The following is a 19602-nucleotide window of genomic DNA, read 5'->3' on the forward strand; positions in this document are numbered from 1 at the left end:
CGCTGAAGGCTCCAACACACAAGGAGCTTCACATGACACCGATCCTCTTCGCCGGCTTTCCGCAAGGCAGCTCGCTCGGCCTGGTGGCCGCGTCCGAATGGCTGGGGTTGCCCTATCGCGTGGCGCGGGTCCACATGCCGGATGACATGCTCAGCGAGGCCTACGGGCGGCTGAACGGCCGGCGCGAGACGCCTGCGCTGATCCTCGAGAACGGGCAGCCGCTCACCGAGAACCTGGCCATCGCGCATTGGATGGCCTCGCGCGACACCGACCATCGCATCAGCTTCGCGCCGGGCAGCGGCGATTCGCTGCGCATGCACCAGCTCATGGCCTTTCTCAACACCAGCTTCACCGGCGCCTTCAGCCCCTTGTGGGCGGCCATGGAAAACCCGAGCATGCCGGACGACGTCAAGCAGGTCCTGCAGCACCACGGCCGCGAGGCGGTGGCCCTCCGCCACACCCAGCTGGAAGCGATGATCGGCGAGGGTCCCTACCTGGTGGGCGAGCGGCCGACACTGGCCGATGCGATCTTCATCGGCGTGGCACGCTGGGCCGACTTCCACTCGGCGGTCGACCCACGCGCCCATCCCAAGGTCCAGGCCCTGAAGGCGCGGCTCGAAGCCGACCCGGCGGTCCAGTTTGCGCATGCCGTGGAGGACGGGCTGCCTGCCACGGGCAGCGGCGCGATGGTGGGTCTGGTGCCGCTCGCGGAAGCAATCGCACTGGCCCGCCCGACAACCGGCACTACGTCACACGACATCGACCATTCGGCCGATGGGAGGCGCATGGCCGCCTGAGGATAGTCACGGCGCCCCTTCACTTCGCGCCGTCACGATGCCCCTGCCCGCCCGCTTCACGCGCCCCAGCGCCATCCTGCTGGCCCTGTCTCTTGCCGCCTGCGGCGGCGCTGGCGGCGACGATGCCGCCTCCAGCGGCGGTGGTGGTGGCGGAGGAGGCGGCGGCGGTGCGGCCACCGTCGCCTCGGTCAACAAGTTCTCCTTCCCCGCTGGCAGCCCCGACATCGCCAGCATGCAGGCCACCAACGACGGCGTCTACCTGCGCATGTACGACACCGGCGGCAACGACATCATCGTCAAGCGCACGGCGCGCGGCTCGACCACCGGCCGCTGGATGCAGTGGCAGCTGCCCGTGGTGGCCGCCAGCTTTTCGGCCTCGCTCAGCACGACGGAAGGCATCGACGAGTTCGGCATCCACTGGTCGGGCATCGCGCAGGGCACCGGCACCCGCCGCTATGGCACCGCCAACATGAACAACGGCGGCATCTCGCTCAACTACCTTGACGACCGCAACATCGAGCTGATCGTGCCCGATGGCGACAGCAGCACCAGCGCCTTGTCATGGGGCCTGAGCGGCAACTACGTCTACCGGGAATCTCGCAGCGGCACGGCCAGCACCAGCTTCAGCGCACGCTACGAGCGCATCGCCACCCTCAGCTCCTCCGGCCTGGGCACCTGGCCGGCGGTGGCAGACGGCACCGGCAACCTCTACGCCGCCAGCGGCAGCAACCTCTTCCGCATCGGCGCCACCGGCGATGCGCGCCGCTGGGATTTCTCGACCCTTGGCTACGGCAGCATCCACACGCTCATCTACAAGCACAACCGCCTGTGGATCGGCTATCGCGACCTGGTGATGACGCTGCCGCTCGGCAGCAACACGGTGTCGTCGTTCGCGACGCTCAACCACAGCTTCGCGACGACAGCGCTGCAACCGCAGTTCTGCATTTCCGGTGGCACGCTCTACGGCAGCGACGGCATGGCGTACGACGGGCTGCCGTCGATCAACACGCCGCGCCCGTGGCTGCAGGGGCCGGGCAGCGTCTCGCCTGCCACGCAGCTCGCGGTCACCGAGATCTCGAGCGCGGTGCAGAGCGGCATGTTCTGCGCCGGCTCCAGCACGCCGACGATCTATGCCGCCGGGCTCGACCTGTCGGCCAACGGCACGATGAAGCTCTTCGCGATCAGCCCGCGCTGATCAGACCTTCGCCAGCGCCTGCTCGAAGTCGGCCTGCAGGTCGGCGTAGTCCTCGATGCCGACCGAGATGCGCACCAGCGATTCGCTGATGCCCATCTTCTGGCGCTTCTCCAGGCCCATCTCCCAGAAGATGGTCTGCGCCACGGGAATGGCCAGCGTGCGGTTGTCGCCCAGGTGGCTGGACTTGATGACGAGTTCCAGCGCATCGAGCATCGCGAAGGTGTCGTGGCCGGGCTTCAGCTCGAAGCTCATCAGCGCGCCATAGGCCTTGAACCAGCGCCTGGCGTTCTCATGCTGGGCGTGGCTCTCGAGGCCAGGGTAGTGCACGGCGGCGACTTTCGGGTGCTGCTCCAGCCAGGTGGTGAGCTTCAAGGCGTTGTCGCAGGCGCGGTCCATGCGCAGCGTGAGTGTCTCGGCACCGTTCGAGATGCGGTGCGCCGCCTCGGCGCCCAACGTGGCGCCGAAGTCGCGCAGACCCTTCTTGCGGATCTGCAGCAGGCCCCAGGTCTTGGGCGCGCCTTTCTTGTAGGGCGCCTGGATATTGGGAAAGCTCGCCCAGTCGAAGAGCCCGGTGTCGGTGATCGCACCCCCGAGCACATTGCCGTGGCCGCTGATCGACTTCGACAGTGAGTTCATCACCAGGCCGGCCTTCACCGCCGACGGGCGGAACAGGTACGGCGTGGTCATGGTGTTGTCGACCACGTACAAAATGCCGCGTTCCGCACAGAGCTGGCCGATGCCTTCGAGGTCGGCGACCTGGGTGCGCGGGTTGGCGATCGTTTCTACGAAGACAATACGCGTCTTGGGCGTGATGGCCCGGGCCACTTGGGCAGCGTCGGTCGCATCGACCAGCGTCACCGAGCAGCCCAGGTTCTCGAGGGTGGTGAACAGGCTGGCCGTGTTGCCGAAGAGGAACTGGCTGGCCACGATGTGATCGCCCTGCTTGAGCAAGGCCATGAACATCGAGCCGATGGCGCCCATGCCGGTGGCGAAGCTCACGGTGCCCACGCCGCCTTCCAGCAGGGTGACCTTGGCCTCCAGCGCTTGGGTGGTGGGGTTGCCTTGGCGGGCGTACACATGGCCGCTGCGTTCGCCCTGGAAGACAGAGGCCAGCTCGGCAGCCGTCTCGTAGCCGAAGGCGGCCGAGGTGTGCAGAGGTTTGTGGGTGGCGCCATGCTCCACGCCGCCCAGGCGGTCGGCATGGAGAAGTTGGGTGGTGAGGCCGCGGCTCATGTCAGGTCTCAAGAAGAATTTGGATTGAAGCAGTCTCAGCATGATAGTCATCAAGAACGTCACCCTGCGCCGCGGCACGAAGATCGTGCTGCAGGACGCGAGCGTCACCCTGCAGCCCGGTGAAAAGATCGGCCTGGTGGGGCGCAACGGGGCCGGCAAGTCGTCCCTCTTCTCCCTGCTGACGCATCGGCTTCAGTCGGACTCGGGCGACGTCTCCATCCCACCACGCTGGCGCGTGGGCGAGGTCGCGCAGAACATGCCCGAGACCGAGCAAGGCGCCACCGACTTCGTGCTCGAGGGCGACACGCGCCTGATGGAAGCCAACGCGGCGCTGGCCGCCGCCGAAGCCGCCGACGACGGCCACGCCATGGCCGACGCCCACCAGGAGATCGCCGAAGCCGGCGGTTTCGAGGCCCGCCCTCGCGCACAGGCGCTGCTCATGGGCCTGGGCTTCCGCCTCGACCAGCTCGACGACCCGGTCAACAGCTTCTCGGGCGGCTGGAGGATGAGACTCCAGCTCGCGCGCGCGCTGATGTGCCCCGCCGACCTGATGCTGCTCGACGAGCCGACCAACCACCTGGACCTCGATGCCCTCGTCTGGCTCGAAGCCTGGCTGCAGAAGTTCGAAGGCACGATGATCGTCATCAGCCACGACCGCGAGTTCCTCGACGCCATCACCAAGGTCACGCTGCACCTCGACGAGACGCGCCTCACCCGCTACACCGGCAACTACACCGCCTTCGAGGAGATGCGCGCCGAGCGCCTCTTGCAGGCGCAGGCCAACTACGCCAAGCAGCAGGAGCGCATGGCGCACCTGCAGAAGTTCATCGACCGCTTCAAGGCCAAGGCCAGCAAGGCCAAGCAGGCGCAGAGCCGGGTGAAGGCGCTGGCGCGGATGGAGAAGCTCGGGCCGGTGCTGACCAGCAGCGACTTCCAGTTCGAGTTCCGCGAGCCGGTCTCGCTGCCCAACCCGATGCTCGCGTTCTCGATGATGAACTGCGGCTACAACGGCGTGCCCATCGTGCGCGACATCAACCGCTCGGTGCTCGCCGGCCAGCGCATCGGCATCCTCGGCGCCAACGGCCAGGGCAAGTCGACGCTCGTGAAGACCATCGCCCACGAGATCCCGCTGATCTCCGGCGAGGTGACCGAAGGCAAGGGCCTCACGATCGGCTACTTCGCCCAGCAGGAACTCGACGTGCTCTCGCTCGACGATGGCCCGCTGATGCACATGATCCGCCTCGCGCGCGACGTGGGCCCGCAGGCGCGCGAGCAGGAGCTGCGCGACTTCCTCGGCTCCTTCCGCTTCGTGGGCGACATGGTGTCGCAGGCCGTGGGCACGCTCTCGGGCGGCGAAAAGGCGCGGCTCGTGCTCGCGATGCTCGTGTGGCAGCGCCCCAACCTCTTGCTGCTCGACGAGCCGACCAACCACCTCGACCTCACCACCCGCGAGGCGCTCTCGATGGCGCTCAACGAGTTCGAGGGCACGGTGATGCTGGTGAGCCACGACCGTGCGCTGCTGCGCGAGGTGTGCGACGAGTTCTGGCTCGTCACCGAAGGCACCGTCAAGCCCTTCGACGGCGACCTCGACGACTACCAGAAGTGGCTGCTCGAGACCTCGCGCGAGATGGCACGCGCCGCGAAGGATGCGGCCAGCGGCAAGGTGAAGAAAGAAACACAGGCCGCCGTGGTCGCCGCCCCGCCACCCGAGCCCGCGAAGCGCGAAGACCGCAAGGCCTCCGGCCAGGCCCGGCAGAAACTCGCCGAGCAGACCAAGCCGCTGCGCAAGGAGCTCGAAACCCTGGAGAAGCGCATCGCCGCGCTCACCCAGGAGAAGGACAACATCGAAGCCGCCTCGGCCCGCCCCGACCTCACGCCTGCGCAGCGCATCGAGCAAGGCAAGCGCTTGAAGCAGATCGGCGACGAGACCGAGCAGGCCGAGGGCCGCTGGCTCGAGCTCACGACGCAGATCGACGAGCTCAGCGCCGGCTAGGCGCGCAGGGCCTGCGCGACGGCGTGGTACGCCGGCAGCGACACCGGGTCGTTGAACATGTTGCCCGCGCCCGGGTGCGAGGCGAAACGGGCGATGACGACCTCGGCCACCGGGTCCACGTAGATCGCCTGCCCGTGGATGCCGCGCGCCATGAAGGCGCCGTGCGCGTTGTGCGACACCCACCACATGCTGCGATAGCTCCAGCCGGTGAGGATGGGGAAGCCGGCGCGCTCGCAATCGCCGCGCTCGCCACCGCGGCGGATGTCGGCCACCACGCTCGCCGGCACCACCTGGCGGCCGTTGAACACGCCATCGCAGCGCATCGCCTCGCCGAACCGCGCCATGTCGCGCAGCGCGAGGTTGAGGCCGCCGCCGGCGAACTCGGTGCCCCAGGCATCGATGGCGAAGTAGGCGTCCTGCTCCATGCCGAGCGGCGCCCACAGGCGAGTGTGCAGCAGCTCCGAGAGCGTCACGCCCGTCACGCGCATCAGCACCCAGGCCAGCACGTCGGTGTTGGCGGTCTTGTAGGTGAAGGCCTGGCCGTGTTCGCCCTGCTTGGCGATGGACCGCAGGTAGTCGGTGAGCGAGGCCGCGTCGTCGGGCCTGCGAGGCGACAGGCCGATGGCCCGGCCCAGGCGGATGGCGCCTGACTCCGGGTCGAGGTAGTCCTCGGTGTAGGCGATACCGGTGCGCATGTCCAGCACCTGGCGCACGGTGGCATCGCCGAATCCGGAGCCCGCAAGCTCGGGAACGAAGTGGTCGACACGGCGGGTTTCGTCGAGGCTGCCCTCGGCCACGAGCGATGCCGCCACCGTCGCGACGAAGGACTTAGTGACCGACATCGCCAGGTGCGGCAGATGCGGCTGCAGCGCGCCGAAGTAGCGCTCGTCGACGATGCGGCCTTTGTGCAGCACCACCACGCCGTCGGTCCAGGTGGCCTTCAGGCCGTCCGCCCAGCTCATCGGCTTGTCGGCTGCGATGGGGGTGAAGCGCAAGGCACCGAAGTCCTCCAGCGCACGCGGCAGCGCCGACACCGGGCCCTCGCCGCGCCACACGGGGCTCGTCGGCAGGAAGTGGCGCTGATGGCTGAACGACCAGCGGATCTGCGGGAAGCGATTGCGGCTGTTGTCGGCAAAGGCCATGCGGCGTTCCGGCGCCGGTGGTGCGCCGGTCATCCAGCCCAGCCGTTGCGGATCGCTGGCATCAGCATCGAGCTGTTCGGCATTGAAGGCGGCTGCGGCGCGGGCGGCCGCCAGGGCCGCTTCGGTGTAGGTCTGCGTCATGGGCTCACCATACCCAAACCGCCGGCGCCGCACCAACCGGGTTCAACCCTGCGCTTCGGAGGGTATTTATATTGCGCGCAATCTAATTGCGAGCTTTCGATTAGAGTCTCGTTCCATGAACACCGCTCCACGCCGCCACGATGCCAAGGCCGATTGGCTACAGCTCGACCAGCAGCTGTGCTTTGCGCTGTATTCCACGTCGCTTGCGATGACCAAGCTGTACAAGCCGCTCCTGGCACCGCTGGGCCTGACCTACCCGCAGTACCTGGCCTTCCTCGTGCTGTGGGAACGCGACGGGCTCACCGTCGGCGAACTGGGCGAGCGCCTCTTCCTCGACTCGGGCACGCTCACGCCCCTGCTCAAGCGTATGGAAGCGTCGGGCTGGCTCACGCGCAAGCGGGCTGCCGATGACGAGCGCCGCGTCGTGGTCCACCTCACACCGGAAGGCCGCGCCCTCCGGCAAAAGGCCAAGCGCGTGCCCGTGCAGCTCGGTCAGGCCATGCAGTGCGACGTGCAGGAGATCGAAGGCCTCACGCAACGCCTGCAACAACTGCGCGCCAATCTCCTCGACGCCACTGCGGGTGATGCCGCAGGGGCACATTGATCACCCCCTTCTTCCACCCACCCCTGAACGGAGCTTCACATGGCCCTCGAAAAAGTCCTCTACACCGCCCACGCCACCTCCACCGGGGGCCGCACCGGCACCGCCGAGTCGTCTGACGGCGCCCTCAAGGTCAACCTGAGCACCCCCAAGGAGCTGGGCGGCGCCGGCGGCCCGGGCACCAACCCCGAGCAGCTCTTCGCTGCCGGCTACTCGGCCTGCTTCATCGGCGCGATGAAGGCCGTCTCGGCCGCGCAGAAGATCAAGCTGCCGGACGACGTGTCGATCAAGGCCGACGTGGGCATCGGCCCCATCCCCGGCGGCTTCGGCATCCAGGTCGCGATGGCGATCACCGTGCCGGGTTTCGAGAAGGCCCAGGCTGAAGCGCTGGTCGCGGCAGCCCACAAGGTGTGCCCCTATTCGAACGCGACCCGCGGCAACATCGACGTGACCCTGACCGTGGTCTAACCCGCTGGCGACAGCAACTGAAGGATCAACTCCACCCGTGCCTGCGCGGGTGTGAGTTCACCGGCCGACGGCAGCACGTCGTCGGCCCGTTTCAGCACCCGGCCGTTGCCGCAGCGGCTGCTGCGCCAGACGGTCACGCCCTGGTCCTGGGCTTCGAGCAATGCCTCCTCCAGCGCCGCGTGCACCGTGCCATTGCCGGTGGCCGCGACCACCAGGCCCTGCACACCGATTTCGCAGGCGGCACGCACCAGCGCCCCGCTCGCCCCGGCATGGCTGGTGACGATCTCGACCTGCGGCCAGGCATCCGCTTCCATCGGCAGCCACTGCAGCCCAAGCGCCTCGCCTTGCGGCCAGGCGCGCCACGCCGTCACGGCGCCCTCTTCCACCACGCCCAGCGGCCCGGCATCGCCTGAGCTGAACGCGTCCACGCGGTAGGTGTGGGCCTTGCGCACATCGGTCGCGGCGTGCACCGTGCCGGACAGCATCACCACCACGCCTCGCGCACCTGGCACGCCGGCCACGGTCACCGCATCGAGCAGGTTCTGCGGGCCGTCGGCCTGCAGCGAGGTCGCGGGCCGCATCGCCGCGGTCATCACCACCGGCTTCGTCGGCGCCAGCACGCGCTGCAGGAAATAGGCGGTCTCTTCGAGTGTGTCGGTGCCGTGGGTCACGACGACGCCGGCCACGTCGTCACGCCCAAGGTGATGGGCCGTGCGCTGCGCGAGCGCGCGCCAGATGGCAAACCCCATGTCCTTGCTGTCGGCCTGCGCCACCTGCTCACATTCGAGCGGCAGGCCAGCCAACGCGGGCACCGCCTTGACCAGCGCCTCGACGCCCAGCTGCGCCGCGGTGTAGCCGACGTTGTCAGCCGCATCGGCCGCCGTGCCGGCGATGGTGCCGCCGGTGCCCAGCACCACGATTGTTCTGGAAGTGTTTTGCATTTCTCGCTGAGCTGGATGAAAATACAGGCACTGGATGAAAACTCAGGATGCCGCCGATGGAAGCGCCCAAGCTCACTGAACGCCAACAGCAGATCCTCGATCTCGTGCAAAGCGCCATCGAGCGCACCGGCGCCCCGCCCACCCGCGCCGAGATCGCGAGCGAGCTGGGCTTCCGTTCCGCCAACGCCGCCGAAGAGCACCTGCAGGCCCTGGCCCGCAAGGGCGTCATCGAGCTCGTGGGCGGCACGTCGCGCGGCATCCGGCTGAAGTCTGACACGTTGCGCGCCCTGAACGAGATCCGCGGCAAGCAGTTCAGCCTACCCCTGCCCAGCCTGTCGCAGCTCACGCTGCCGCTGGTGGGCCGCGTGGCCGCCGGCAGCCCCATCCTCGCGCAGGAGCACATCGACCAGACCTACCTGATGGAAGCGAGCATGTTCCCGCGCCGCCCCGACTACCTGCTCAAGGTGCGCGGCATGAGCATGCGAGACGCCGGCATCATGGACGGCGACCTGCTCGCCGTGCAGAAGGCCAAAGACGCCAAGAACGGCCAGATCGTCGTCGCCCGCCTCGGCGAAGACGTGACCGTCAAGCGCTTCCGCCGCACACGCACCAGCATCGAGCTGCTGCCCGAAAACCCCGACTTCAAGCCCATCGTCATCCCCTTCGGTGACGTCGACTTCGAACTCGAAGGCATCGCCGTCGGCTTGATTCGCAACAACATGATGATGTGAGGCGATTGATGGCCTCCATCAAATCACCGAAAGCCAAGACCGCCCAGGAGTGCGAGCGGCTGGAGCAGCTGCCCAACATTGGGCCTTCGCTTGCCGAAGACCTGCGGCTGATCGGCATCGCCCACCCGCGGGAGCTGCGCGGCAAAGACGCTTTCGTGCTCTACCAGAAGCTTTGCGCGGTGACGGGGCATCGACACGACCCCTGCGTGCTCGACACCTTCATGGCGGCCACCGACTTCATGGGTGGGGCGGAGCCGGCGCCTTGGTGGAACTACACGGCGCAGCGGAAGGCATTGTTCGGGCAGGTCTAGCTTGCGGTGCTGAAGTCGGAGCGGGGAGCGCAGCGGCGGGGTACCGCATTGCGTTCATGTCCCCCTTCCTGAACCCTCCCGGGTTCAGGAATTCCTCCTAATACTTCACTCCATGCGGCACCCCACCACTGCGCTCCGGGCACGGCCGTGAAGCTTCTTTGCATGCCTCCTTCGTTTCGCGGGAAGGGCGTGGGGTGAGGGGCGCAGTGAAGTAAAGGAAGGAATTCATGAACGCGGGAGCGTTCATGAAGGAGGGACATGAACGGAGCCCCTCACCCCACGCCCTTCCCGCCGCTCAGACACACAGGAGCTCAGGAAGCCCGAGGCTTCAACACCAACACATGCTTCGCCGGCTCAGACGCCCAGACCGGCACGCCCTGCACATCGCGCCAGCGGTCAACAAAGCTGCGGTACAGCGGCGAAAACACGATCCCCGACTGCCCCGTCGAATGCATGAAGCGTGACTTGCTCGGGTCACCCAGGTCATACAGCGCCCGGAACGACGGCCCGTGCTCGTCGAGATAGAGCTCACCGGTCGTCGCGTCGGGCTTCTGCGACACCCGCGACACGTTCACCGTGTAGGTGTCGCCGCCCACTGGCGTACGCAGCTCGAAGTACTTGGCCAGGAGCTTCACCCGGCTGAACGGCCGGTGTTCTGACCGCGCCTGGTGCGCCTTGCCCCACTGCCACTTCGTCACATCGGCACCTTGCAGCGCCTGCAGCTCGTCGAGCGCGCGGGTGAACGCCGAATCGACCTGGTCCTGGCAGCTCTCTTGCGCGGGCGTGCTCTTGTCGTCGCACCACCAGGCATCGTTGCGCTCCAGCGCGCCCTCCAGCCCTTCGCGGAAACTGCGGGTGGCGATCAGTCGGTCGAACTGCGCGGCGCCCACCTCGTCGCGGAAGATGCCGTTCGTGAGCTGCCGCGCCCAGGCCCAGGCGATGAGCGGCGCGGCCTTGTCGGCCGCCATCGTGCCGTCGAACCCCGCCAGCTCCTTCTGCGCAGCACTGGCCAGCGCGTGCTGAGATTGGGCCTTGCGCAGGAACGGCATCAGCCGCTGCGTGCCGAGCGAGACCACGTCGGCCTGGATCTGCCGCAGGCTCTCCAGGCTGTGCTTCGGCTTGGCGGCCAGCAACTGCTCGATGCGCTGCTGCCGGTACGGCGCCGCCCACTCGCTGGTGAGGAAGTGCGGGTAGGAAGCGTCGTGGATGCGCTGGTTGGCGGTGGCGATCCAGCCGCGCGGCGGGTCGGTCTCGCGCGGCGTCCAGGTCGGCTCGAGCACACCTGCCCAGTCGTAGCGTGCATCCCAGCCCGGCGCGGGCACCAGGCCCTTGAGGTCGTTCTCGGGCTTGCGCACCGGCACGCGGCCAGCGGCCACGAAGCCGATGCGGCCGTCGACATCGGCCACCACCATGTTCTGCATCGGCGCCAGGTGCTTGCCCGCTGCGGCGATGAACTCGGGCACCGTGCGCGCCGTGTTGAAGGCAAGTGCGGCGTCGAGCGTGCCGCTGTCCTTGTCGAGCGCCGTCCAGCGCATCGCCAGCACGTAGGCCGGGCGCGTGGACGAGACGATGCCTTCGGTCGCACCGCCGATGTCGGAGATGACCGGGCCGTGGCGCGTGCTTCGCGCCGTGATCGTCACATCCGGCTTGCCACGCACCTTGATGGTCTCGGTGACGCTGACGAATCGGGCCCAGCCCTCGGGCGTCTGGTACTCGGCGGGCTCGTTCGGGTTCACGCGCTCGATGTACAGGTCCTGCACGTCGGGCCCGGTGTTGGTGAAGCCCCAGGCGACGCGCTCGTTCTGGCCCAGCACCACCATGGGCAGGCCGGGCATGGTCGCGCCGGCCACCTTGAAGCCCGGTGCTTCGAGGCGGGCGAAGTACCACAGGGCCGGCGCCGTGAGCTTGAGGTGCGGGTCGTTGGCGAGCAGCGGCTTGCCCGTCTCGGTATGCGAGCCGGCCACCACCCAGTTGTTGGACCCGACGCCTTCGATGCCCGAGACCGGCGCCGCGCTCAGCGCCGCCTGGCCGAGGTTGGCGTTGAGCTTCAGGCTGCGGAAGAGCGCGGCATAGTCGGCCGTCGGAAGCGGCTTCTCGCCGGGGTATGGCGGCAGCAGCTCCTGGATGCGATCGACCGGCAGCTGCAGCGCCAGGCGCAGGCGCAGCAGCTCGCCCGACCAGTTGGCGCCCAGGTCCCAGGCCATCATCGTGGCCCAGCCGATGGTGTCTTCGGGCACCCACGGCTCGGGCTGCAGGCCCGTCAGCATGAACTCCGGCGGGCGGGCGCTCAGCTCGTTCTGCACATAGGCGTTGATGCCGGCGGCGTAGGCACTGAGCGCGGCGCGGCCTTCGGCACTCACCTGCTCCCACTGCTGCGCGGCCGCACGGCGCACGCCGAGCGTGCGGAGAAACTTGTCGGTCTCGAGGGCCGATTCGCCGAAGCCTTCGGCCAGCCGGCCACTGGCGATGCGCTTGTGCGTCTCGAGCTGCCACAGCCGGTCTTGCGCGTGCACGTAGCCGAGACCGAAGAACGCATCGTCATGCGAGGCCGCCTTGATGGTGGGGATGCCGTCGGCATCACGCTCGATGCGCAGTTCGCCGCGCAACCCGCCGGGGCCGCCCGCCAGCGTGATCGTGCCCTGCGTCGTGGGCAGCACACGGCGGCTGTAGATCCACAAGGCCACGGCCACGATCAGCGCCAGCCACAGCAGCGCCCAGGCGCCGCGACGTATCCATTTCATGTTGTGTCCTGTCTCCTTCGAACGGGGCGCAGCGTAACCGGATGCGTGAGCCGGCGGCCATCCTTCGAACCGACGAACGGCGCACTGCCGCACTCAAGTCCCGCTATTCGCGATTTTGTCGGCATCGACCATGCCCACGATCGCCCACACCGGGGAGGCGCCGATGGATTCAAGACGGGGCCTCGTGACACGCCCACGCCGAAAGCAGCATGGACAGCACTTCCCGGAAAGCGACGGCTCGACGGCGCGGCTGTAGCCGCTCAACGCGCGGGCTGCTGCGAGGCGAGCATCTCGTCAAGCGCCACAAGCACATCACGCCCAAGAGCCGGCTTGTGGAGGATGGACAGGCCTGCCTCCCGGATGCGCAGCAAGACGCTCGTGGACGTCTCACCGGTCAGAATCAAGGTCGGCATCTGGCCGAAGCGCTCGAACAATCGCGCAGCGATCACCACGCCGTTCTGGTCGCCCAACCGATAGTCCATGAGCACGGCATCGGGCCGCGCATCGGCACCGCTGACGGCCAGCATCGCCTCGGGCTCGTCGCTGGCAGCCAGGACCTTCCACCCCGATGTGGCGAGCATGGTGGCCAGGGCATCGCGGATCTGGCTCTCGTCGTCGACGACGAGCACCGTGCCGCGGTGCAGCTTCGCAGGCGCGGCACTCGCCACCTCGACCGCTTCCGGCTGCGACGACTTGAAGGGAAAGCTCACCGTGAAGGTCGAGCCGATGCTGACGGCCGACTGCAACTCCACGCTGGCACCCATCAGCCCGGCAATGCGGCTCACGATGGACAGCCCAAGACCCAGCCCCTTTGACCGGTCCCGACCCGGATTCCCGGCCTGGAAGAACTCTTCGAACACCTGCTGATGCTGTTCGGGCGGAATACCTGGTCCCGAATCCGACACCGAGATCGAGACCCGCTGCGCAACCGGCTCCCATGCCAGGCGCAAGGCAACAAACCCAGCGTTCGTGAACTTCATGGCGTTGGACAGCAGGTTCGACACCAGCCGGCTCATCAGTTCCGGGTCGACCAGCACCCACCAGCCACCTTCGGGCGGCGGCTGGACATCCACGTCGAAGCGCAGCCCGATGCGTTGGGCTTCGACCTGATATGGCGACGCAAGCTGCCTCAGCAGCGCGGCCAGGTCACACGGAAACTCGCGCACGCTGATGGCACCAGCATCGAGCTTGGAGATGTCGAGCAATGAATCGAGCAGCGACCGGCTCTGCTCCAGAGCCGACCCAATGCCATTGCTGACCGCCACGACGCGCGGGTCGCCCAGCTGCCCTGCAACGATTTCGAGGGTGGTGGCATTGATGGCCAGCGCGTGCAACGGCTGTCGCAGATCGTGGCTCGCCGCGGCGAAGAAACGTGTCTTCGCTGCGGCAGCAGCGTTGGCACGATCGCGCTCGGCTTCCAGGCTCTGCGCCAGCTGCTCCCGCTGGGCCACTTCCCGTACCAGATCGAGCATGGCGGTCCGGTGGTCCCGTACCAGCGTCAGCAGGATGACGTACAGCATGATCCACAGGGCCCCAATGAGCGGCCCGAGGCCACCCTGTATCGCCCAGCCCACGGAAAGCGCCAGTGCCTGAGGCGCTGCCCAGGCCGCGTAGCCCGTGACCGTGCCGCCGACCGACGAGACACCTCCCGCCGCCACGCCTGCCGCGATCACGCAGGCAAGGTAGGTTTCAGGCGTCACGCCATGAAGGAAGAACACCGGCAAGATGGCCGCCTTGAGCAGGCCGACCACCCCGATGCTGATCGTCAACCGGCGCAAGGCACGCCCTGGCTCTTGCCCAGCGATCTTCAGGGCGCTCGTGACATGCGTCGTCCTCGCGGCGTGGACCGCGATGCAGGCGAGGTACCACACGACGGCAACTGCGCCATAGCCGATCGAGTAGGCCAGATAGGCCTGAAACAGATCGGCGATCAGCACGGGAACGATGACACGCCACCGCTGCCGGGCGATCAGGTGCACCCGGTGGTGGTCGAGGGCGCTGCGTTCATCCAATCACCGCTCCCCGGGTGGCGGCCAGGAAGACGGCTTCCGTTCGATTCTTTACACCGACGATGCCGTAGATGGCCGCCAAATGCGTCGCGACCGTGGCGGCCGAAATGCCCAGCTCGCGCGCGATGAGCTTGTTGCTGTGCCCTCGCAAGGCCGACCGCAGAACGTCCGCCTGCCGATTCGTCAGTTCGGGAAAGCTCTGGTGCACCGTCGGCGCCGGTACTCGCCGTGCGGGCAAGGGCTCCATGCTCGGCAAGTAGATCTGGCCTGACAAGACACGCTGGAGCGCGTCGGTCAACTCCCGCTTGCTCGCCCCCTTCGGGATGAAACCGCAGGCGCCCAGCTGGATGGCGCGATTGACGATGTCGGGGCTGCGCTCGCCCGACAGGATGACGATGCGGGCATCGGGAGCCTGTGCCTTGAGCTTTTCGAGCATCGTCTGGCCATCGCAGTCCTCCAGCCACCAGTCGAGCAGGACCAACTCGAATCGCTGGGTTGCGGCAAGGTCCGCGGCGTTCTGCCATCCGGAAGCATGGGCCAGTTGAATGTCGGGCTTGAGCGTCGCCAGCAGGAGCGCAAAGCCTTCGCGGAACAGGGCATGGTCATCTACCAGCAGAGCGTTCATCGGCCGTTCTCTTGTGGACGCCCAAGAGTACAGACCTGGCCGTGGAGGCAGATCCTTCGTTTGAACGATTCAGCGGCTGCCCGCCGCGAGCTTCACGCCGAGCCCGATGAACATCGCCCCCGCCGCTCGCTGCAGCCAGAGGCCGACCTGGCTGCCTTGCAACCGGCCGGCCAGGCGCTCGCACGCCGTGCCCGCCAGCCATCCGAACGCCAGCGTCACCAGCGTGCCGTTGACGGTGAAGATCAAGCCCAGCAGCGCGAAGCCCAGCGCCTGGTGCGGCGCATCCGGGGTCATGAACTGCGGCAGGAACGCGAGGAAGAACAGCGCCACCTTCGGGTTGAGCGCATTGGTCAGCACGCCGCGCCAGAACACGCGCCGCACGTCGGGCGCCACCGCCTCGCGTGCATCGCCGGGCGAAGCCCGCAGCATGCCGATGCCCATCCACACCAGGTAGCCGGCACCGACCCATTTCACGAGGTTGAACGCCAGCTCGGAGCTGGCGAGCAGGGCCGACAGCCCGACCGTCGCCAGCGCCACGTGGAAGAGGCAGCCCGCCCCGATGCCCAGCGCCGCCAGCAGGCCCGCGCGCCGGCCTCCGCTGGCCGCGTGGCTCGCGACGTAAAGCATGTCGGCCCCGGGCGTGATGTTGAGCAGCAGCCCCGCCGCAACGAACAGCGGCAGGTTGTGCACGCCCAGGGATTCGAGCATCACGCGCCCCCGAGGAAGTCGGCCTTGCCCAGCTCCACGCCGTAGTGGCGCAGCAGCGCGTAGGCCGTCGTCACGTGGAAGTAGAAGTTCGGCGTGGCGAAATGCTTGAGGTAGGCCTCACCCTTCATCACCATCACGCCGTCGCGGCGCGGCACGTTGATGTCCTTCTCTTCGGTGCCGACGATCTGCTCCGCCGGCACCGACTGGATGAAGGTGAGCGTCTTCGAGATACGCGCCTTCAGGTCACCCAGGCTGGCCTCGTTGTCCTCGTGCTTGGGCGCCTCGACGCCCCCCAGCCGGGCGACGCAGAACTTGGCCGTGTCGCAGGCGATCTGCACCTGCCGGGTGAAGGGCAGCATGTCGGGCGCGAGGCGCGCCACGAGGTACACCGCCGGGTCGAACTTCTTCGCCTGCGCGTGGGCCTCGGCCTTGTCGATGAACTTGCTCAGGTTGGTGAGCATGCGGACGAACATCGGCACGCTCGCCGAGTGCATGGTGATGGGCATGGGGGAATCTCCGTTGTGGTGTCGGTATTTTTGGGAGCCCGGATGCTACTGCGGACGGGCACAATCGGCCGGTCCTTCCGAGATGGCCTCACGCCCCCCTGATGAACATCATCATCCTCGACGACTACCAAGACGCGGTGCGCAAGCTCAAGTGCGCCACGCGCCTCGAGCAGCTGAACGCCAAGGTCTTCACCAACACGGTCAAAGGCATCGGCCAGCTCTCGGTGCGCCTGCGCGACGCCGAAGTCCTGGTGCTGATCCGCGAGCGCACCCACTTCCCACGCCAGCTCCTCGAGAAGCTGCCCAAGCTCAAGCTGATCGTGCAGACCGGGCGCGTGGGGCCGCACATCGACGTCGAGACCTGCACGCGGCTGGGCATCGCGGTGGCCGAGGGCACCGGCTCGCCGGTGGCACCGGCCGAGCTGACCTGGGCGCTGATCATGGCGGCGATGCGCCGCCTGCCGCAGTACATCGGCAACCTGAAGCACGGCGCCTGGCAGCAGTCGGGACTGAAGTCGGCCTCGATGCCGTCCAACTTTGGCATCGGCATGGTGCTCAAGGGCAAGACGCTCGGCATCTGGGGCTACGGCCGCATCGGCGAGCTGGTGGCGGGCTACGGCCGCGCCTTTGGCATGAACGTGATCGTGTGGGGCAGCGAGTCCTCGCGCGAGAAGGCAGTGGCCGCGGGCCACACCGCGGCCGGGTCGCGCGAAGCCTTCTTCGAGCAGGCCGACGTGCTGAGCCTTCACGTGCGCCTGTCCGACGCGACACGCGGCATGGTCAAGCTCGATGACCTCTGGCGCATGAAGCCGACCGCCCTGCTCATCAACACCTCGCGCGCCGAGCTGATCGAGGAAGGCGCACTCGTCTCGGCCCTCAACCGCGGCCACCCCGGCATGGCGGCGGTCGATGTGTTCGAGAGCGAGCCCATCCTGCAAGGCCACCCGCTGCTGCGGCTGGAAAACGCCATCTGCACGCCGCACATCGGCTACGTCGAACAAGACAGCTACGAGATGTACTTCGGCGCGGCCTTCGACCACGTCGTCAATTTCGTCAACGGCAACCCGACGGGCATCGTGAATCCAGCCGCCCTCAAGGTCTTGCGGGGATGACCGCCTCCGCAGAGCTCACACCGCACCAGCAAGTCACCCGCGCCCGATGGGCGCTGATGGCCGGCAACTTCGCCATCGGCTGTGGCGTGATGGTGGTGGCGGGCTCGTTGAACGACCTGATCCGCTCGCTCGAGGTGAGCGTGGCGCTCGGCGGCCAGCTGATCTCGATCGCCGCGGTGATGATGTGCTTCGGCGCCCCTGTGCTCGCCGCCCTGCTCGGCCACTGGGACCGGCGCCGCCTGCTGGTGCTGTCGCTCGTGTGGTTCGCCATCGGCCACGGCCTGTCGGCCATCGCGCCCAACTACGCCTTGCTGCTGCCGCTGCGCGCGCTCTGCGTGGTGGCAGCGGCGGTCTACACGCCGCAGGCCGCAGCGGCCATTGGCTTCGTCGCGCCGCCCGAGGAGCGCGGCCGCTCGATCATCTTCATCTTCCTCGGCTGGTCGGTCGCCTCGGTGGTGGGCATGCCGATGCACAGCTACATCGGCGAGGAATACGGCTGGCGCTGGGCTTTCGGCCTGGTCACCCTGCTCTCGGCCGGCGCCGCGTGGTGGGTGTGGGTGGTGATGCCCGACGGCATCAAGCCGCCCACCATGCGCCTGGCCGACTGGCGCGAGGTCTTCACGCACCCGGTGCTGATGGCCATCGTGCTGGTCACGGCCTTGTGTGGCGCGGGCCAGTTCACGCTCTTCGCCTACATGGCGCCCTACTACCGCCAGGTGATCGGGGCCAACGCGGCCGAGACCAGCTTCCTCTTCTTCTGGACGGGCGCCTTCGGCCTGCTCGGCAACCTGCTGCTCTCGCGCTACATCGACCGCATCGGCGCCGCACGCATCGTCGCGGTCTCGATGGTGGGCATGGCCATCAGCATGCTGGCCTGGCCGCTCGCCACCGGCGTGATCTCGATGGCGCTGGTGATCCTGCCGTGGGGCCTGGGCGGCTTCGCGTCCAACTCGGCGCAGCAGGCGCGGCTGGGGCTCGCGGCACCGCACCTGGCCACCGCGCTGATGGCGCTCAACTCGTCGGCCATCTACCTCGGCCAGGCGGTGGGCGCCGCGGGCGGCGGCATCGTGGTCGCGGCGCACGCCGCGCTCGGCGAATCAGGCCGCGACCTCTACAAGAGCCTGCACTGGATCGCCGCCGCCTGGGTGATCGTCGCCCTCGCGCTGAGCGTGTGGGCGCAGCGCCAGACCATCAAGCTCGGCGGCAAGGTCTGACGCCGAGGCCCGATCACCAGCGCTGGTGCACGTGGGGCTTGGCGAAGCGCTCGTAGACCTGCTGCACGGCCGCCATCGTTTCGGGCGAGATCGGCGGCAGGTCGGCCGCCGCGGCGTTGTCTTCCACCTGCTTCGGCGAGCGGCCACCGGGGATGCTGCAGGTCACCGCCGGGTGCATCTGGATCCAGCGCAGCGCAAACTGCGCCAGCGTCTGGCCGGCGGGCACGAGCGGCTTGAGCGCTTCCACCGCCTGCAGGCCGAGCTCGAAGTCGAGGCCGGAGAAGGTCTCGCCCTTGTCGAAGGCGGCGCCCTCGCGGTTGAAGTTGCGGTGGTCGTCCTGCGCGAAGGTCGACTCGCGCGTGAGCTTGCCGCTGAGCAGCCCTGACGACAGCGGCAGCCGCGCGAGGATGCCGACGCCACGCCGCTGTGCTACAGCGAAGAAAAGATCGGCCGGCCGCTGGCGGAAGATGTTGTAGATGATCTGGATCGATTGAACGCCGGGGTACTCGATCGCCTTGAGCGCCTCTTCGACCTTCTCGACGCTCACGCCGTAGTGGCGCAGCTTGCCGGCCTTCACCAGCCCATCGAGCGCGTCGAACACCTCGGGCCGGTACAGCACCTCCACCGGCGGGCAATGCAGCTGCAGCAGGTCGATCGCCTCGACCTCGAGGTTCTTCAGGCTGCGCTCGATGAAGGCAGTGAGGTTGGCCTTGTTGTAGCCGTCAGCCGTGTGCGGCGACAGACGCCGACCCGCCTTGCTCGCCACGTAGAACGGCTCCGAACGCTCACGGCGCAGGCGCGCGATCAGCCGCTCGCTGTGGCCGTCGCCATAGACGTCGGCGGTGTCGAAGAAGTTGATGCCGAGGTCGAGCGCGCGGTGCAGCGCCTTCATGGAAGCATCGTCGTCAACGGCGCCCCAGGTGCCGCCGATGGCCCAGGCGCCGAAGCTGACGGTCGAGACGTTCCAGCCGGTGCGGCCGAGCGGGCGGTATTGCATCTGATGTCTCCTGCATGCTTTGAGTGAGCCGCGCAGGATAGAGAGCCGCAGCGCTCGCGTCCAATCTCGATTGCAAAGGTCGCGATGCCGTAACCGGCATGTATCGCGAATCAGCCCGTCCGCTCGACGCTATAGTC

18 protein-coding genes are annotated in these 19602 nt (G+C 67.8%); 9 read left to right on the top strand and 9 right to left on the bottom strand.

What is annotated here, in order from left to right; translation table 11 throughout:
* Positions 1 to 32: 32 nt before the first annotated feature.
* Both JI745_RS04225 and JI745_RS04230 read left to right on the top strand, forming a co-directional pair.
* Entirely contained in the window at positions 33 to 797 is a 765-nt protein-coding gene (locus tag JI745_RS04225) for a glutathione S-transferase family protein (RefSeq protein ID WP_201804020.1), read from the top strand.
* A gap of 37 nt (positions 798 to 834) precedes the next feature.
* Positions 835 to 1992 (top strand): hypothetical protein, encoded by a 1158-nt coding sequence (locus JI745_RS04230; protein ID WP_201804026.1) that lies wholly within the window; start codon positions 835 to 837, stop codon positions 1990 to 1992.
* On the opposite strand, the gene JI745_RS04235 is transcribed toward JI745_RS04230, so the two are convergent.
* Complete coding sequence (locus tag JI745_RS04235) at positions 1993 to 3225, bottom strand: cystathionine gamma-synthase family protein (RefSeq protein ID WP_201804029.1); 1233 nt, start codon at positions 3223 to 3225, stop codon at positions 1993 to 1995. It lies immediately after the preceding gene.
* Between the two features lie 40 nt (positions 3226 to 3265).
* On the opposite strand from JI745_RS04235, the gene JI745_RS04240 reads away from it, so the two are divergent.
* Positions 3266 to 5218 (top strand): ABC-F family ATP-binding cassette domain-containing protein, encoded by a 1953-nt coding sequence (locus tag JI745_RS04240; RefSeq protein ID WP_201804032.1) that lies wholly within the window; start codon positions 3266 to 3268, stop codon positions 5216 to 5218.
* On the opposite strand, the gene JI745_RS04245 is transcribed toward JI745_RS04240, so the two are convergent.
* The gene (locus tag JI745_RS04245) at positions 5215 to 6501 is read right to left on the bottom strand and encodes a serine hydrolase (RefSeq protein WP_201804033.1); all 1287 of its coding nucleotides are present in this window, start codon (positions 6499 to 6501) and stop codon (positions 5215 to 5217) included. The genes JI745_RS04240 and JI745_RS04245 overlap by 4 nt on opposite strands.
* A 115-nt stretch (positions 6502 to 6616) precedes the next feature.
* On the opposite strand from JI745_RS04245, the gene JI745_RS04250 reads away from it, so the two are divergent.
* On the top strand, positions 6617 to 7105 hold the full coding sequence (locus JI745_RS04250; RefSeq protein ID WP_201804034.1) for a MarR family winged helix-turn-helix transcriptional regulator: 489 nt from the start codon (positions 6617 to 6619) through the stop codon (positions 7103 to 7105).
* A gap of 39 nt (positions 7106 to 7144) precedes the next feature.
* Positions 7145 to 7570 carry an organic hydroperoxide resistance protein gene (locus JI745_RS04255; protein WP_201804036.1) on the top strand — a complete coding sequence of 142 codons (426 nt, stop codon included), beginning with the start codon at positions 7145 to 7147 and terminating at the stop codon, positions 7568 to 7570.
* On the opposite strand, the gene JI745_RS04260 is transcribed toward JI745_RS04255, so the two are convergent.
* On the bottom strand, positions 7567 to 8511 hold the full coding sequence (locus JI745_RS04260) for an asparaginase (protein WP_201804038.1): 945 nt from the start codon (positions 8509 to 8511) through the stop codon (positions 7567 to 7569). The genes JI745_RS04255 and JI745_RS04260 overlap by 4 nt on opposite strands.
* Before the next feature lie 56 nt (positions 8512 to 8567).
* Here JI745_RS04260 and lexA point away from each other — a divergent pair, with 56 nt between their 5' ends.
* Entirely contained in the window at positions 8568 to 9242 is a 675-nt protein-coding gene (lexA, locus tag JI745_RS04265; RefSeq protein ID WP_201804040.1) for a transcriptional repressor LexA, read from the top strand.
* A gap of 8 nt (positions 9243 to 9250) precedes the next feature.
* A complete protein-coding gene (locus tag JI745_RS04270) occupies positions 9251 to 9553 on the top strand; it encodes a helix-hairpin-helix domain-containing protein (RefSeq protein WP_201804042.1) in 303 nt (100 codons plus the stop codon).
* Positions 9554 to 9864: 311 nt separating this feature from the next.
* Here JI745_RS04270 and JI745_RS04275 read toward each other — a convergent pair whose 3' ends face one another.
* The 5 genes from JI745_RS04275 to JI745_RS04295 form a co-directional block, all read right to left on the bottom strand.
* The gene (locus JI745_RS04275; RefSeq protein WP_201804044.1) at positions 9865 to 12294 is read right to left on the bottom strand and encodes a penicillin acylase family protein; all 2430 of its coding nucleotides are present in this window, start codon (positions 12292 to 12294) and stop codon (positions 9865 to 9867) included.
* Positions 12295 to 12554: 260 nt separating this feature from the next.
* A complete protein-coding gene (locus tag JI745_RS04280) occupies positions 12555 to 14306 on the bottom strand; it encodes a hybrid sensor histidine kinase/response regulator (RefSeq protein WP_201804046.1) in 1752 nt (583 codons plus the stop codon).
* Positions 14299 to 14928, bottom strand: a complete 630-nt coding sequence (locus JI745_RS04285) for a response regulator transcription factor (RefSeq protein WP_201804048.1) — start codon at positions 14926 to 14928, stop codon at positions 14299 to 14301. The genes JI745_RS04280 and JI745_RS04285 overlap by 8 nt, the downstream gene beginning before the upstream one ends.
* Before the next feature lie 69 nt (positions 14929 to 14997).
* Positions 14998 to 15636 (bottom strand): LysE family translocator, encoded by a 639-nt coding sequence (locus tag JI745_RS04290; RefSeq protein ID WP_201804049.1) that lies wholly within the window; start codon positions 15634 to 15636, stop codon positions 14998 to 15000.
* Positions 15636 to 16142, bottom strand: a complete 507-nt coding sequence (locus tag JI745_RS04295) for a DUF1993 family protein (RefSeq protein ID WP_201804051.1) — start codon at positions 16140 to 16142, stop codon at positions 15636 to 15638. The genes JI745_RS04290 and JI745_RS04295 overlap by 1 nt, the downstream gene beginning before the upstream one ends.
* A 101-nt stretch (positions 16143 to 16243) precedes the next feature.
* Between JI745_RS04295 and JI745_RS04300 the strand changes: the two genes are divergently transcribed.
* Both JI745_RS04300 and JI745_RS04305 read left to right on the top strand, forming a co-directional pair.
* On the top strand, positions 16244 to 17254 hold the full coding sequence (locus tag JI745_RS04300; RefSeq protein WP_201804053.1) for a D-2-hydroxyacid dehydrogenase family protein: 1011 nt from the start codon (positions 16244 to 16246) through the stop codon (positions 17252 to 17254).
* A complete protein-coding gene (locus JI745_RS04305) occupies positions 17251 to 18468 on the top strand; it encodes an MFS transporter (protein ID WP_201804054.1) in 1218 nt (405 codons plus the stop codon). Before JI745_RS04300 ends, JI745_RS04305 begins: the two co-directional genes overlap by 4 nt.
* A gap of 13 nt (positions 18469 to 18481) precedes the next feature.
* On the opposite strand, the gene JI745_RS04310 is transcribed toward JI745_RS04305, so the two are convergent.
* Positions 18482 to 19465 (bottom strand): aldo/keto reductase, encoded by a 984-nt coding sequence (locus JI745_RS04310; protein ID WP_201804056.1) that lies wholly within the window; start codon positions 19463 to 19465, stop codon positions 18482 to 18484.
* Positions 19466 to 19602: the final 137 nt, after the last annotated feature.

It is taken from the genome of Piscinibacter sp. HJYY11 (assembly GCF_016735515.1).
Lineage (GTDB): Bacteria > Pseudomonadota > Gammaproteobacteria > Burkholderiales > Burkholderiaceae_C > Rhizobacter.